Genomic DNA, 14,753 nt, shown 5'->3' on the forward strand with positions numbered 1-14,753 from the left:
CTTACCTATGGTTGAATTTGTACCGTCGTTTGTAACATTACCGATGTGTTTCCATTAGCCCCTAAAGAGCGTGCTGTAATTCGATATATGTAAGTCGGCATTTTCATATTTTGCCCCGGCTGAATAACCGAGGGCAGTTGTTCTATAATATAGCTTGCTTGGGAATTGGAGTATCCTTGAAAACTGGGAATTACTGATGTAGAACTGGACCAATTAACTGTTGTCCATAATGGTGGATTATTCGGATTTAATAGGTACAGTCCGCTGTTGTTATTTAAAAAATTGTTTGCATTGTAAGTTCCATTCAGTAAATTATTAATTGCCTGATTTAATGCGCCTTCAGTTTTTTCCAAACAGATTTCGCTATCGGTAGCATTCGCTGCAATTCGTGTCTGTGTGGTATTGAGTGACACATCTGTAACTGCCAAAACAGTAAGCATAATAAGCAAGATCATAGTGATCAGAAGGATATATCCTTTTTCATTTGCCGCATTCTTCCAAGGCAGTTCGTTTATTGATGCATGTTTATCCATCGGACCTTTCAGATCACCGTATCTGTCACTTGATTTTTTATTTGGCGAAATAAGCTTCATGATCCCGCATTCCTTAACGCAATATTGACTTCATATACATGACGAAGACGATTATCGTTTGGCACTGTAACTACAGTATCTAACACCTGATATTGAGTGGTATTTTGGTTACCTGAAGCAGCCTGCCCTTCAATTAAAAAACCTAGCCGAATTGCATAAACTTGAGCCCAGTTTGGAACTGCGTCAGCAGTAACATATTGAGATATTGTCCCATTGCCACCTATGCCATACTGGACTTTCATGACGTCAACACCAGGAACCAGCGCTTGAATAGTCCAGCCTGTCTCAGTCAGGGTTCCCCGCATTAACGAGCTTTGCCCGCCTTGTCCTTGTCCTACAAAAAATGCAGTTTGTTGTAAGGGAATGAACTGAGATCCAACCTGATAATTAACAATAAACGTAGACGTAGAATTGTCATAGGGTCCTGAGCCTGCCGCATGGGAAATCGATGTTCCTGCTACTCCAGTAATGACAAATACAGAGGATTTAACACAATCAGAGACTGCAGCAAATTGACCTGCAGCGAGATTAAGTCCTGTTGTAGTTTGTACTGTAAAGGAACTACTGCTTGAGTCAATAGCCGTTACTGAAACAGGAAAACTCCCGGGAGCTGCGCCCAGGACAACCAAAACATCACTGGTATTTTCTATGCTCCCTGCCAAAGAGGGATCCAGAGAAGGTGTCCAATCACCTGCATTACCGTCGTTGCTAGGATTATCTTGAGTAATTGAAATGGTTGCGCCATTCCGATTATACCCCGCGATTAGTGTTGGGTTCGCATTCAGTGTTCCAATGGGACTAGAACCGCCGCCATTTAAATTAGACATTGCCGTACTGTCTGAACCACATCCTACAAATCCAGTTGAGCGAATAATCGGTATGACTAAGTTAGCAATCGCATTTTCTGTACTTTGAATAAGCGCTTGTGAATTTGTAGTTCTATAGACTTGAGTTTGAGTGACATAGACTTGCATCACTGCATAACTGAGTAGGAGGCCTATAGCAGTGGCAATCATTAACTCGACTAACGAAAAACCTTGTTGATATTTAGTATAAGTATTCATAATTGACTTTGTACGCTTAGTTGAACATAGTTAGGGTTAGTTGGCGAAGGAGTACTACTTGCGCCAACTTGATTTTGTGCCAGGCTATCGTCCCATTGCACAGTTACCGTAATGATTGTATTTCCTCCCGTCCCTGGTGCAGGAGCTGAAGTAATCGAACCACTGCCATTAGGCAGCCTGCTCACATCAAAGCTTAACCAATACCAGGTATCATATGAAGCTAATTGAGCATTCGAACAAGGCGATTGATTGCACATCACCCCAGGAGCTGCTGGAAGAGTAGGTGAACCACTGCTGTTGATATTACTGATATTGTAATTACCATTAATTGCTGCCTGAGTATTTGCGCGAATTTTATCAAATATGTCATAAATACATTGTACTGCCTGTTGTTTGGCGTAACTCGAATTATTGGCTTTGCTCGAAAGGATTAACATGCCTGCTATCCCTAACATGCCCACCGCCAAGATGACAAAAGCAATAAGGACTTCAATTAAGGACATTCCTCTTTGTTGGGTGTTGTCTCTTCCTGAATAATTCATAAACAGTCTCCATTAAGGGCATGCAAGTGCGCTGTTGTCCCAGACAGCTTGTCCGGGTGTTGAACCAGATTGGACAAATCCAGTTGCCAACACCTCAATGGAGCGTGCAAATGTTCCACCTCGACTGTCACAAAATTTGAAATTACTCGGTGTGGAGGTTAATCCATGAGGATCAAAAGTTACCCTCGCCACAGTACCTGAAAGTGTGGGATCTGAGGGAAAAAATTGTTGGCTTTGCAATAAGATACCTGCACCTGCTGTAGGCTGGGTTACTACTATCCATCCAGCTCCCCAATTTCCGCCACACGTAGTAGATTGCGCTGCTCCGAACGGGCAAACGATCACATTCATTGATTCATTAAGGGCATTGTTGCGCGCATAATTCAATGCATTCACAAACATATCGGTGTAAGCGGTTAAACGATTGTTCATGAGCATGTTGCTTAAGGCAGGAAGTGCGATAACTAACGCAACGCAGAGTACCAATAAGGTTACCAAAAGCTCAATTAAGGTAAAAGCTGCCTTTTTAACTAACATGGGTATCAGTCCCTTGTAACTAAAGCATGTCCACTATCTATTAGTTTAGGTGAAAGCTAAATTTTTTACCAAGAATAAGCACGTTTAAAATGAATAAAAGGTGCAATTGTGTGGGGTAGTCACCACAATACTTCCTAACTTAGAGCTCATGTTATCCTGAGTATAGAGAGGGATCCCCATCGCTGTAGCACAGTATTAGAACAGGAAAGCCTTCGCCAATGCTCGGGTGACGTGAATTGTAGCGAAATCTAATTCGCAGCCTTTGTGCTCAAGCGAGCGAATTATAAGCAAACTCTAATAACCAGAAACGTAATTTGTTCGGTTCAAATATGCTTTATTCCTAATTCCATTCAACAAATGTCCCAATATCATGTTCAGTCTTTTGTGGTAGAGGTTTTTTTTTGTTTTGAGCAAAAATAGGCTGTTGACTGCATTGGATTGGTTTTTTAAAGGTTTTTAATGCATCTTCTAAGGTGACAAACTCATAGCCCTTTTGTTTATACAAATTGATAATATCAGGCAAAACATAGGCATTAAGTAAATTCGCATGAATCAGTAAAATTTGTGATCGCTCATTATCGCGATGAAATTGGCTGTGCTCTTCGGCACGGAGCGTTTGTTGCCAAATAAAATCAATATAAAAGGGTTTCAATTCTTCGAGATATGCCCGTCTATTAAGCTCAGGTACAGATAACAAACGTTGATTAAAGACGAAATCTTTAGAATCTATGGTAATGGGAGCAACATGGTAATTTTTTTTGGCAAGATAACACAGGATGTCTTCCTTTTTTTGTCCAGAGCTCATAGCTAAATAGGGGTAACGAAAATATTTAGGTTCGGTCAAAACAGGATGCAAAATATGGTCTGCCCCTTTAATTTCTTGAATATACTCTTGAGTGCTCATCTTGTTTAGATTCGCATGCGAGAAAGTGTGGTTGCCTAATCCAAAGCCAGCATCGCGAAATTTACGGAGTATTTCCCAGCTGTCTTTGCGCACTTCTCTCGCTATAATAAATCCGGTAGCAGGAACTTGTTCCTTGGCCATGGTCTCGATCATCATGTTCAAATGAAAATTTCGATATTCACCAACAAAAGGGAGATCATCAATTGTGATGGATACTGTTTTTTTGGATACGGCAGGTAATTTTTTCGAAAGCTCTTTTTTTTGCTCGCGGTCTTCCTGAGATTGCTTTACTGAATGAGTGAGGTAATTATTTTGATTATCAGCATCCTCGGAAAAACGATTTTTCAATGCAAAACTGATATTTTGACTCACCACTAAAAACATTAGGGAGAATAATAGTTCTTTAATAATAAATTTAATTTTCATTGGCGTACGGCACAAACAAATTCGAGAAAAATGGCATTGTAACAAAAAATTAACCTAAATGGCTTATCTGAAGTGAGGCAGCGATTAAAATATTTAAAATAAGGCGACTCAATAAGAATAATTCAGTCACCTTATTGTGATGATTAAAATAAAAAAGGCTCTAAGGGTACAGCGAGTTAGCCGTTAGTCATGTTACTCTTATGTTCCAGTTCATCCTCTTCTTCTTCATCATCTTCTTTCTTACTTCTATTATAGAAGCTTAAAGAGCCTAAAGCGGAAGAGAGACCGCCTAAATATCCTTTGGCAGGTTTTTCAGGTCCTTTAGTTTCCTTTTTAAATTCTTCAACGACCACTTTTAATGCATCCGTACGACAAGTATGGATCATGTCTATCAGTAAATTAAAAATAGATTGTAAATTGAACTCAGGATTGAATTCAGTGATTGCTGAAAAAATATGGGCAGCACGAATCGCTTTTTTACCATTAGTTTTCGGTGCTACTGCCATAAATTGAATGTATTGAGTTGCCGATGTAACCAGTGCTTCAACATCCTGTGGGTTAACCTCATCAACAGCAAGAATTTGATTTAATCCTTTCTTTTTCTTCTTGCCTGTCAAAATCACCGAGTTCTCTTCATGTGATACGTATGAGGAGGCATATTCATTCTTGATTTGTTGACGCACCAGATGCATGGAACCAGCCAGAATAGCAGTTTTTTCAGCTTCATCGATTGGCGCAGTTTTTAATGATTCTCTAATTGCATTTAGAAAATGAAGTTGGCAGATACGCTCTTTTGACTTTAACTTTTCAATCTTCGCAACATTTTTATCAGCAAGTTCTTCTTTGATTAATTCATCAAGATCCGCATTGAGTTTTTCCCAGCCGCCAAATCGATTGGTTGCAGAGATTGGTGATTTTTTAGCTGCTTTGAATTTAACGAGCTCAGAAATGGTTTGTCCATCGGTAGTAAAAGAGGCAACAATTGCACGTTGAGCATCTTTTTCCAGCTTATATGAGGTTTGAATCAGTTTGCTTAAATTATCTGTTGGAACTGCAGTCAACATGTGATCTTTTGCAAAGCCTTTACGAGAATCATGTTCTATAAAAATCTGATTTAGAAATGAATTTAATGCAGTATGGAATTTAGCATTTTGATATAAGTCAGGTCTGTCTTCTGCTTTGACTTCATCACCAATCCCTATAGCATCCTTTAAGCGATCATTGAGTAAGCCAGATGACTCCATTACTCCCCGATTATTTTCGATATCTTGCATTACCGTCAGCATTGCCCCATAAAAAACGGTTGAGAGATATACTAAATTAGGAGATTTTTCTTTTGCTTGCTCTTCGAGCTTAAGAAGTATTGAGGTGAGAAATTGAAGTTCATATTTTCTGTTGGGGTTAGTAAGATCTTCAATTTTTCCCTTACTTTCGCGTTTTAATATGATATCTACGGTATCATCAAAATGTTTTCTTAATTCACTTAGTTCCTTTAGTACAAACGTCATGTTAGTCTCCAAATGTCCAATGGATAAATAATGTAAGATCTTCTTACAAGGTCTCAGTGTAAACTAAACTAATCCGCTCGTCATGTATTTTCATTATACAATTTATCCTTTATATGAAAATATTTTAAAATTCAGTACGTTAACCCCTATATTTGACCCAAAAGTTGAACTATTTATCATCGTAAAATATAAAAAATTTGTATTAATTTAAATAATGAGTAATATTTCTGTCATTTTTATTAAAGGCATTTATTAATGCCATCTTGATGAAAGACATCGAACCAGAGTTTGTATCTATTTAATACACATTGCTTGCCGGTGACAGGAAGCTTTTTTAATGAGGTCCGTTTTGAATATCGAACACGATAAACAGTTGCAACAACAATTTTATAATAATGCAGTATTTGCATTAATCTTTCTGCTTGTCTGTCGAATCATTTCGATGTGCTTTATTCCTTTGAATGATGTTTCTGAATCGCGTTATGCAGAGATTGCCCGTAAGATGTTGGAAACGGGGAATTGGGTCACTCCATTACATGATTATGGAGTACCCTTTTGGGCAAAACCACCCTTGTCGACCTGGCTTTCTGCTTTTTCAATGAAGCTTTTTGGAATTAATGAGTTTGCTGTTCGTTTACCTGGATTACTCTTATCTTTGGCCACCTTATGGCTTGTGTGGGACTTGGCAAAAAGACATAGTGGGCCTTTTATTGCAATGATCACCACTTTAGTTCTAGCTGGAACCTTAGATTTTTTCCTTGATGCCGGAACGGTGATGACTGATCCGTCTTTGCTCTTTTGCATTACTCTTGTCTTAGTTGCATTTTGGCGTGCGTTAGTTGATAGCAGTACATCTTGGTCTTATGTTTTTTTTATAGGCCTTGGGCTGGGATTGCTGGCAAAAGGTCCAGTTGCTGTGGTTTTATCAGGATTGCCTATCTTTTTTTGGGTTTTATTAAGAAATGAATGGCGTAATTTGTGGCAAAGACTACCTTGGATAAAAGGTATCTTATTGATGTTTGTTATTGCACTTCCCTGGTACATTTGGGCGGAGATACGTACACCTGGGTTTTTAAATTATTTTATTGTGGGTGAGAATTTCAACCGATTTTTAAAACCGGGATGGAGTGGCGATAAATATGGTTATGCACATAAGCAACCTTGGGGTATGATTTGGATTTATGCAGCAAGTGGTATTTTTCCCTGGTGTCTTTTAGGTGCTGCTTGGTTTGTTAAATACCGACATAACCTACGTAAAGTATTCATAGATAAAGATGGATGGTTGAGTTATTTTTTTCTTTGCACTGTAGTCCCTTTATTCTTTTTTACATTTTCCAGTAATATCATTTACACCTATGTTTTTCCTAGCATTCCTGCTTTTTCATTGTTCTTTGTAGAATATTGGAATCGAGTTGGTGTTGTAGTAAAAGCTCAGCAGCTTATTATTAGACTTTCTGTCGTGATCGGGGTAATTTTTTTGGTGGCAACTCTTGCATTTAATGCAATGCCACAAGCCGTTTCCAAAACACAAAAATTTGTCGTTGCTGCCTGGTTAAAACAAAATCCAGTTGCTGGCAGCTATCTCATATATTGGGATTACAAAGCAGATTTCTCAGCACAATTTTACTCAGGAGGCAGAGCAAAATTTGCTTTGAGTGATAAAAGACTTTGCAACTTATTGAGCAATGGTCAAGAAAATTACCTGGCAGTAGAGCCCCTCGAGACCCACAGAATTTCCCCTGACTTATTTTCAAAGATGGTTCTAGTGCAACGTGTTTATGCAGGAAATAAACCTTTGTTTTTGATGCGTATTCCGGCTTCAGCAAAAGAATCTTGTGCAGAGAAAGCAGAACATTGATAAACAGTAGATTACCTAAAGAGGGTACTGCCATATGTTAAAAAGAAATCCCCTCTCCCGCTCCTGGAAAGGGGATAGAGGGGATGGTTTATTTGTCACAATTAAATCCCTTATTCGTCCCAACGGCCACGTTCTCCTACTCCCGTCATTCACGAGCTTAGCCAGGGATCTCCATGCTATGCATACTGCTACGATAGGAGACTCTTCGTTGCACTCAAGAGTAGGGGATAAAGGATATTTTCTCTAAAATTCATGACCGTGAGCCAAGCGTTTGGCCTTATTGCGCTTAGGTTAAGGCTAAGTTTGTTCAATAAAGATACCAATTCATTTAGAGTTTTGATATAATCGGGCGCAATTTTTAAGCCATAAGGAGTAACTGTGTCGCAATCTATTACAGTGAATTCAAGCACTTTTGTGCCTCGTGGTGACTTAATGGCCTGGGCTGTGTGCCTGTCAGCGGGCTTATTTTTTTTATATGAATTCTTTCAGCTCAATATTTTCGATGTAATCAATCAGCCTTTACGGGATGATTTTGGTATTGATGCAACTCAATTAAGCTGGATGTCCAGCGCTTATCTGTGGGCAGATATCCTATTTCTTCTCCCAGCAGGAGTTATCCTGGATCGTTTTTCTACGCGAACCGTTATTCTAAGTGCCATGTTTATTTGTGTTCTGGGTACTGTCGGATTCGCACTAACTCACTCATTTATTTTGGCCTCTTTTTGTCATTTTCTTTCTGGAATAGGCAATGCGTTTTGTTTTTTATCCTGTGTGGTATTGGTATCGCATTGGTTTCCACCAAGAAGGCAGGCGCTTGTCATAGGCTCTTTGGTTACGATGGCTTTTGTTGGTGGGATGATGGCTCATACACCTTTTGCTTATCTCTATGAATTATTTGGATGGCGTAAGGCTTTATTAATTGATGGTGCAGTTGGCGCTGTTTTGCTTCTTTGGATTTATTGGATCGTCAGTGATAAACCTAAAGACTCACCAATGAAGATTAATACCAATCAAGGACAAGTACTTGCTGGATTTATTCAAGCATTTTCTAACTCTCAAAACTGGCTAGCGGGATTTTATACTTCTTTTCTTAATCTGCCTATTATGGTTTTATGTGCTTTATGGGGTGCTAGCTATTTGCAAGTGGTGCATCAACTACCTGAAATGGCCGCCAGTAATGTGATTAGTCTGATTTTTATGGGGAGTGTCATTGGCTGTCCATTGGCGGGATGGTTGTCTGATTCCCAAGGAAGTCGTAAACCTCTAATGATCGTGGGAGCTATTGCTACGCTTATCACGGTTATTCCTTTGTTCTTGGACATTGCTTTATCACAATCAACTCTGAGTATTATCTTTTTTGCTTTAGGTTTTTTTACAAGCACACAAGTAATTTCCTATCCTTTGGTGGCTGAAAGTAATTCCACTGAAAATACGGGCGCTGCGACAGGCATCGCCTCAGTGATTATCATGGGCGGCGGGGGCGTAGGACAAGTGCTTTTTGGTTGGTTAATTGCGCATCATGCTGGTGCGGCAGTGACAACGTATTCTGTGGCTGATTTTCAATATGCTATGTGGATATTCCCAATAACTACGATTGCGGCTTTAATTGCTGTGTTATTGACCCGCGAAACATATTGCAAGCGATAAGTGAGGAGTAAAAATGCAAGTGGTGGATGAGTTTCAAGGATATAGTGATCTAAAGTCGTCATTACTGCCCTGGATGGTCTGTTTTGCTGCAACCTTATTCTTTTTTTATGAATTTATACAAGGGAATATGTTTGCGTCCATCGCTGCAAACATCATGCAGGATTTTAAGATCCAAGCGGATAAAATGGCTTGGTTATCAAGCATCTATTATCTTTCTAATGTATTGTTTCTTTTTGTTGCTGGAATGGTTCTTGACCGTTTTTCGATTAAAAATACCTTATTAGTCGCGATGTTTTTGTGTGTAGCCAGTACTTTTCTTTTGGCTTACTCCCATTCCTTTTATTTAGCTTTGTTTTGTCGATTCATCACCGGCATTGGAAGTGCATTCTGTTTCCTAGGCCCTGTACGTTTGGCATCTCATTGGTTTCCTCCAAAGCGGATGGCTTTAGTCACTGGAGCCATAGTCACTATGGCAATGGCCGGTGGTATGTTGGCTCAATATCCTTTGACCAAATTAGTTATTCTGGTTGGATGGCGCCAAGCAGTACAAAATGTGGGAATTCTTGGTTTTGCCATGTTGGTCTTAATGTTTTTTTGGATAAAGGAAAGACCCCAATACATTGTAAAACAAGTCGCTCAACCAATTAACGTCCTCTCAGCTGCCAAAAAGGCCTATTTAAATACTCAATATATACGGGCAGCGTTTTATGCCAGTTTAATGAATATGGCCATTGCTGTATTTGGCGCGATGATGGGTACTTTATATTTGGTACAACGATTGGATATTAGCTCTGCCCAAGCATCAATGGTGAACGGCATGTTATTTTTAGGAGCGATCGTTGGTTCGCCGCTGGTTGGTTGGATATCTGATAAGATGGGTTTACGTATTATGCCGATGAAAATAGGGGTGCTTGCTTCCTTATTGACTTTGCTGGCGGTGCTTTATCTTCCCGTTTCTTATAACGTCATGGCAATTTTATTTTTCTTGCTTGGGTTTTTTACCTCAGCACAAGTGATTAGTTATGCGTTGGTCGCTGAGAGTAGCCCACCTGCAATGACCGCAACAGCAGTCAGTGTGATTTCGATTTTGACTCAGGGTGGTTACATTGTGTATCAAAATCTATTTAGTTATTTATTGACGAATCATAGCGGAATGCAATTGGTTAATGGAACACCTGTTTATCTACTGAGTGCCTATCAATATGCAGCAATTATTTTACCAGTGGGTTTATTAGTTGCCTTTTTCATGCTTTTTGGTTTAAAAGAAACACACTGCCAACATATTAAGGACTAAGATGACAGGGCGAGTTTGTATATTACTCATGGATTCTTTTGGGATAGGCGCCAGTTTGGATGCGTCTCGCTATGGTGATGCAGGTGCTAATACTTTTGTTCATATCCATCAAGTGTGTGAGCGCGGTGAGGGCGACAAAGCAGGGGTGCGTCAAGGACCATTGACTTTGCCTAATCTGGCCAAATTAGGGCTGTATCATGCTGCCTTAGCCAGTAGTGGATTGCGCTTTGTTGAATTATCTGCTTTTCCGGAACCTGTAGGATATTATGGCTATGCAGTAGAGCAGAGTTTGGGTAAAGATACTCCGAGTGGACATTGGGAGTTAGCTGGAGTTCCAGTGACGTTTGAATGGGGTTATTTTCCCGAACAACCTTTTTGTTTTCCCAAAGAATTAATTGATACCTTTATTGAACGAGCTGGTTTACCAGGAGTACTTGGTGAGAAGCATGCCTCTGGAACTACAATTCTTGAAGAATTAGGTGAGGAGCATATGCGAAGTGGTAAACCCATAGTTTATACTTCTGCTGACAGTGTTTTTCAAATTGCAGCTCATGAAGAAAGTTTTGGTTTGCAGCGCTTGTATGATATCTGTGAAATTGCCCGCACTTTAGTCGATGAATATCAGATTGGACGCGTGATTGCGCGCCCATTTAAAGGACAACCAGGAGCATTCAAACGAACTGCGAATCGCAAGGATTATGCTACTTTGCCTCCTGCTAAAACATTACTTGATTATTTAAAGGAAGCAGGCCGTGAAGTAATCGCTCTAGGAAAAATTGCTGATATTTATGCGCATCAGGGGATCACACAAACCATAAAGGCTGATGGTAATATGGCCTTATTTGACGCCACCTTGACTGCGATGAGCACTGCTCCCGAAGGAAGTTTGGTTTTTACTAATTTTGTAGATTTTGACTCTTCATTTGGGCATCGACGTGATGTAATAGGTTATGCGCATGCCCTTGAGGAGTTTGATGCGCGTCTTCCAGAGCTTGATGCTTTATTAAGGCCTGATGATCTTATTGTTATTGCGGCAGATCATGGGTGCGATCCTACTTTTCCTGGTTCAGATCATACCAGGGAGCATATTCCAGTTTTAGTCTATGGACCAAGCCTTAAGAGCCGTTTCATTGGACGTCGAGATACCTTTGCAGATGTAGGGCAAAGTATTGCACAACATCTTGGATTAGAAAATTTACCTAATGGCGTATCTTTTTTAATCTAATTTTCAGCATTCTCAAAATTGATTGAGACCAGGAATCCATATAAGCTGTAGGTTGGGCCAAGGCTCAACCTACAATTCAGCAAATCTTATCAATGAAAAAATATCAAATTATCGGGGTATTTAGGATAATTCCAATAACGAATGATGCATAAGATAGGGCTGCTTGCTCCGCTACAGCTGTGATGTAGTAATAGGACTAGTTAGAATTTATCATTTTGAGACCCTTGTTTTTTTGTTTATCATCCCCATGTATGCTATTCCGGTTTGATTTGAGGATTTAATTTTGGAACAATTTCGTGGGACAACCATACTTTCAGTACGACGCGGAAATCAGGTAGTTATCGGCGGAGATGGTCAGGTAACTTTAGGTAATACCGTGATGAAAGGTAATGCACGTAAGGTGCGGCGCCTCTACAAAGATCAAATTATTGCGGGTTTTGCTGGCGGTACTGCGGATGCGTTTACTCTTTTTGAACGTTTTGAGAGTAAGCTGGAAATGCATCAAGGTCATTTAGTTCGTGCTGCAGTCGAGCTTGCGAAAGATTGGAGAACGGACAGAATGCTGCGCCGCCTCGAAGCGGTTCTTGCCGTAGCAGATAAAAAATCCTCCTTAATTATTACAGGTAATGGTGATGTGATTGAACCTGAGCATAGCTTAATCGCTATTGGTTCAGGCGGACCTTTTGCGCAAGCAGCTGCACGAGCATTGATGGAAAATACAAAACTATCCGCTGTGGAAATAGTGCGTAAAGCGTTAACTATTGCTGGGGATATCTGTATTTATACCAATAACAATTTAACTATAGAAGAATTAAATAATGGCAACGAAAAATAGTAAAGTGATGACTCTTGAGAGTATCCGAGAGGTAATGACTCCTCGTGAAATTGTCCAGGAATTAGATAAATACATTATTGGCCAGGATGATGCAAAAAGAGCTGTAGCAATTGCATTACGTAATCGTTGGCGACGCATGAACATTAAAGATTCTGCTTTGCGCAATGAAATTATGCCAAAAAATATACTCATGATTGGACCAACTGGTGTGGGTAAAACTGAAATTGCTCGACGTTTGGCTAAGTTAGCTCGTGCACCTTTTATCAAAGTAGAAGCAACAAAATTTACCGAAGTGGGCTATGTAGGGCGTGACGTAGATACTATCCTTCGTGATTTAGCTGATATTGCGGTAAAACAAGAACGTGAATTTGCCATGAAGAAGGTGGAACATTTGGCCGAAGATGCCGCAGAAGAGCGAGTTCTCGATGTATTACTTCCACCAGCACGTGGCAGTTTAACTCCAAGTGAAAAGGATAGCACGGCCAGACAAGTTTTCCGTAAACAATTGCGTGAGGGAATTCTTGACGAAAATGAAATTGAAATAGAAATTTCAGCAACACCTATAGGCATCGAAATTATGGCTCCTCCTGGTATGGAAGAAATGACAAGCCAATTGCAATCGATGTTCCAACAAGTAGGTACTCATAGAACAAAAACACGTAAAATGACTATTGCTAAGGCAATGCAAATTTTACGTGAAGAGGAAGCTGCTAAATTAATTAATGAAGATGACATTAAGATTCGTGCTATCGAAAATGTAGAACAAAATGGTATCGTCTTTATTGATGAGTTGGACAAGGTTGCACGACGTGCTGAAAATGGAGGCGGCGGGGATGTGTCGCGTGAAGGGGTGCAACGCGATTTATTACCTCTGGTTGAGGGAACAACAGTGACGACTAAATACGGTATGATTCGTTCCGATCATATTTTATTTATCGCATCTGGGGCATTCCATGTAGCCAAGCCCTCTGATTTGATTGCTGAATTGCAAGGTCGATTACCTATACGTGTTGAGTTATCCGCTCTTTCTGTGGATGATTTTGTACGAATTCTTACTGAGCCTACAGCTTCATTGACATTGCAATACAGCGCTTTGATGGCGACTGAAGGACTAACGTTGACTTTTGATGAAACAGGAATTAGACGTATTGCTGAAGTGGCATGGCAAGTCAATGAGCGTACAGAAAATATTGGTGCGCGTAGACTTTATACCGTGATGGAGCGATTATTGGAGGTTGTTTCGTTTGAAGCGACTGATAAATCAGGTGAATCAGTTCATGTTGACAAAGCCTATGTGGAAAAAAATCTCGGACAGATTGTAGCGGATGAGGATTTGGCTCGTTATATTCTTTGATATTAAGGGGTAAGCCGTAACCCGAGAAATTTGTGGTTGAAGATCTCGGGTTACGCTGTGCTGTCCCAAGTCTAAAAAAACTGCTGACCCCACGATTCCATCTCATTAAAAATAAGTCAATAATTCAACTTGCTACCCCCATTCTAAAATTAAGTTATGCCTTTATTTGCTTTTTCTACTAAAAATTGTCAAAAATTAAGGAAATTGGACAGATGATTCGCCTTTGCTTATTTAATTTTTAAAGGACCAGGAGCCGTTGACAATTCGCTAGGCTGAACCAAAACGACGTGATTTTAGATACCGAAACGCCAATACAGGAAGTAGGTGAGTATCGAACGCATTAGAGCATGTCATTTACGGCCAGGATAATAGCATGGTCAGCAGAAACAAGATTCATCTGGAATTTTGAGAAGTGATTAAAAACAGCTGTTCTCACGGAGGAGAAAAAAATGTCCTATGATTCGCGTTCTATTGCTACAATAATAAGTGATGATTCTGATTTTACAGAAAAAGGTTCTGATGCGTCTTTGTTACCTTCTAAACCTCATTCTTTTTTTTCGTGTGTTGGGCTAAGAGCACATCCTTTTTTTAATCGATCAAAAGTAACTTTAGTTTTTCCTGATTCTTATACCAAGATTTGGAATAAAATAGGTGGAGATTCTAATTACCGAAGAATTAAAGCGTTGCTTATAGACTACACCAAAGAAAGTTGCTTCTTTGGTTCTTTTATTGGGCGTATTATTTTTGGCCATTGGAATAGACATCATGTTGAAGCAGTAAGTAAAATTATCGCGAATATATCAGTTAAGGATTATTATGAGTCTGCTGATGAAATTGTCTCTGACTTGAAAATATTAAAACCTGAAAAGGGAGGATCTTTGTATTATCGAATCAAATTTATTGAAATGAAATTAGAAGAACAACTAAAGTATGATTTTAAATTCACACATTGGAGAAACAGTTGAG

13 protein-coding genes are annotated in these 14,753 nt (G+C 39.6%); 7 read left to right on the forward strand and 6 right to left on the reverse strand.

Translation table 11 applies throughout. The features are described from left to right. Nucleotides 1-5: 5 nt before the first annotated feature. From ACF8MK_RS09320 to ACF8MK_RS09345, 6 genes are all read right to left on the reverse strand, one after another. Nucleotides 6-533 (reverse strand): pilus assembly protein PilX, encoded by a 528-nt coding sequence (locus ACF8MK_RS09320; RefSeq protein WP_392538946.1) that lies wholly within the window; start codon nucleotides 531-533, stop codon nucleotides 6-8. Nucleotides 534-589: 56 nt separating this feature from the next. Continuing rightward, nucleotides 590-1,657, reverse strand: a complete 1,068-nt coding sequence (locus tag ACF8MK_RS09325) for a PilW family protein (protein ID WP_392536413.1) — start codon at nucleotides 1,655-1,657, stop codon at nucleotides 590-592. Next, nucleotides 1,654-2,199 (reverse strand): type IV pilus modification protein PilV, encoded by a 546-nt coding sequence (gene pilV, locus ACF8MK_RS09330; RefSeq protein ID WP_392536414.1) that lies wholly within the window; start codon nucleotides 2,197-2,199, stop codon nucleotides 1,654-1,656. The genes ACF8MK_RS09325 and pilV overlap by 4 nt, the downstream gene beginning before the upstream one ends. A 12-nt stretch (nucleotides 2,200-2,211) precedes the next feature. Then, on the reverse strand, nucleotides 2,212-2,736 hold the full coding sequence (locus ACF8MK_RS09335; protein WP_392536415.1) for a GspH/FimT family protein: 525 nt from the start codon (nucleotides 2,734-2,736) through the stop codon (nucleotides 2,212-2,214). Nucleotides 2,737-3,076: 340 nt separating this feature from the next. Then, nucleotides 3,077-4,066, reverse strand: coding sequence for a polysaccharide deacetylase family protein (locus ACF8MK_RS09340; protein WP_392536416.1), 990 nt, complete (start codon nucleotides 4,064-4,066; stop codon nucleotides 3,077-3,079). Nucleotides 4,067-4,242: 176 nt separating this feature from the next. After that, nucleotides 4,243-5,574 carry a hypothetical protein gene (locus tag ACF8MK_RS09345; RefSeq protein WP_392536417.1) on the reverse strand — a complete coding sequence of 444 codons (1,332 nt, stop codon included), beginning with the start codon at nucleotides 5,572-5,574 and terminating at the stop codon, nucleotides 4,243-4,245. Between the two features lie 349 nt (nucleotides 5,575-5,923). Here ACF8MK_RS09345 and ACF8MK_RS09350 point away from each other — a divergent pair, with 349 nt between their 5' ends. From ACF8MK_RS09350 to ACF8MK_RS09380, 7 genes are all read left to right on the forward strand, one after another. Then, the gene (locus tag ACF8MK_RS09350; RefSeq protein ID WP_392536418.1) at nucleotides 5,924-7,432 is read left to right on the forward strand and encodes an ArnT family glycosyltransferase; all 1,509 of its coding nucleotides are present in this window, start codon (nucleotides 5,924-5,926) and stop codon (nucleotides 7,430-7,432) included. A 378-nt stretch (nucleotides 7,433-7,810) separates the two neighbouring features. Next, nucleotides 7,811-9,079 carry an MFS transporter gene (locus ACF8MK_RS09355; protein WP_392536419.1) on the forward strand — a complete coding sequence of 423 codons (1,269 nt, stop codon included), beginning with the start codon at nucleotides 7,811-7,813 and terminating at the stop codon, nucleotides 9,077-9,079. Between the two features lie 13 nt (nucleotides 9,080-9,092). Next, nucleotides 9,093-10,373 (forward strand): MFS transporter, encoded by a 1,281-nt coding sequence (locus ACF8MK_RS09360; RefSeq protein WP_265704487.1) that lies wholly within the window; start codon nucleotides 9,093-9,095, stop codon nucleotides 10,371-10,373. 1 nt (nucleotide 10,374) lies between these two features. Next, entirely contained in the window at nucleotides 10,375-11,598 is a 1,224-nt protein-coding gene (locus tag ACF8MK_RS09365) for a phosphopentomutase (RefSeq protein ID WP_392536420.1), read from the forward strand. A 283-nt stretch (nucleotides 11,599-11,881) separates the two neighbouring features. Next, the gene (gene hslV / locus ACF8MK_RS09370; RefSeq protein ID WP_392536421.1) at nucleotides 11,882-12,433 is read left to right on the forward strand and encodes an ATP-dependent protease subunit HslV; all 552 of its coding nucleotides are present in this window, start codon (nucleotides 11,882-11,884) and stop codon (nucleotides 12,431-12,433) included. Next, on the forward strand, nucleotides 12,417-13,787 hold the full coding sequence (gene hslU / locus ACF8MK_RS09375) for an ATP-dependent protease ATPase subunit HslU (RefSeq protein WP_392536422.1): 1,371 nt from the start codon (nucleotides 12,417-12,419) through the stop codon (nucleotides 13,785-13,787). Before hslV ends, hslU begins: the two co-directional genes overlap by 17 nt. Before the next feature lie 449 nt (nucleotides 13,788-14,236). Continuing rightward, nucleotides 14,237-14,752 (forward strand): DUF5617 domain-containing protein, encoded by a 516-nt coding sequence (locus ACF8MK_RS09380; protein ID WP_392536423.1) that lies wholly within the window; start codon nucleotides 14,237-14,239, stop codon nucleotides 14,750-14,752. Nucleotide 14,753 lies beyond the last annotated feature (1 nt).

Source organism: Legionella sp. 227 (assembly GCF_043161935.1).
Taxonomy (GTDB): Bacteria; Pseudomonadota; Gammaproteobacteria; order Legionellales; family Legionellaceae; genus Legionella; species Legionella sheltonii.